This window comes from Galbibacter sp. PAP.153, assembly GCF_037029175.1.
GTDB lineage: Bacteria > Bacteroidota > Bacteroidia > Flavobacteriales > Flavobacteriaceae > Galbibacter > Galbibacter pacificus.
Genome location: NZ_JAZEUN010000056.1, coordinates 1 through 1,117 on the forward strand (window position 1 = coordinate 1; position 1,117 = coordinate 1,117).

Here is a 1,117-nt window from a genome sequence, read left to right on the forward strand (position 1 = left end):
GCTACTTCTTACAGGACTGGAATTAATGGGCACACCATCAACAATGTACAGGGGATAATTTCCATCGTTGCGCAGACTGTTCGTTCCGCGTATACGAATACTGGGCGCTAATCCGTTAATTCCGCTTCCTTGCTCTACTTCCACGCCGGGTATTCTGCCTTCTATAGCCTGCAATGGACTCACAATGGGCTGCAGCTCGATTTCCCCGGAGGTCACCTTGGCTATGTTCCCTGTCCGCTCCCTTTCTTTTACCGTATAATACCCGGCATTGACCGTAACGGCACCCAAATCCATTACGTCCTCTTCCAGCACCAGGGAGAGTTCCATCGAGCTTCCCACGGCAACCTCCCGTTTCTTGAACCCGATATAGCTCAGTATCAAAACATCGGAAGGGGCGGCCTCCAGGTAAAAGGTCCCTTTTTCATCCGAAAAAGTGCCACTTGAAGAACCTTTTATCCCTACGTTCACTCCCTGAATGGGAACACCGTTGGAATCGGTGACCGTCCCCTTGATCCGATGCTGATAGGCAGCCAAATCAAACAAATTAACACCCCTGGTATTCCCGAAGAGGGAACAGGTGCCCGTAGAAAAAATGAGAAGGGCAAATAAAAGGGTGCACCTATCCCTTAAAATATATTTTTTTTGCATAATCTTAGTTGTTATAAAACTTCGGTCTTGTTGGTATTGGCCCCTTATGTCCTCTTTATCCCTAAAGGGCCTTTCAAAATCTAATCATCATGCCCATCCTTGGCCATGGATATGCCTACCTCCCTTGTCGGGAATGGTGTTATCGGCGGGTCAGCTCCCATGGGAAGAACGGCCTTAAGGTCTGAACCATCGTTTGGCCACATGGCCGGATGCCATGATCATGTGCAGTTGTTGATTACGGGAGAAAAGATATCGTATACCGGAAAGAAAATGTTTGGCGTGGCTCCCGTAACAAATATGTGCCTATATGGGGCACTTCGGTTTTTTGGCAAACAGGATGTAATACACCGTGAACACAACGTTGTATTGTGCCCTGATAATCAAGCTGTCCGGTTGGTGTTTCATCCTGTTTTTTTATCTGATCGCAAAACTTCGAATAAAACCAAGAAACAAGCGCTATGAATAGTTG

Annotated in this window: 2 protein-coding genes; one reads left to right on the top strand and one right to left on the bottom strand. The window is 47.1% G+C overall.

All coding sequences use genetic code 11. The features are described from left to right. Window positions 1-648, bottom strand: a 648-nt coding sequence (locus UXI14_RS18000) for a carboxypeptidase-like regulatory domain-containing protein (protein ID WP_335967352.1), incomplete at its 3' end; no start/stop codon positions are given. Between the two features lie 105 nt (window positions 649-753). On the opposite strand from UXI14_RS18000, the gene UXI14_RS18005 reads away from it, so the two are divergent. Continuing rightward, entirely contained in the window at window positions 754-1,110 is a 357-nt protein-coding gene (locus UXI14_RS18005; RefSeq protein ID WP_335967354.1) for a hypothetical protein, read from the top strand. The last annotated feature ends 7 nt before the right edge of the window (window positions 1,111-1,117 follow it).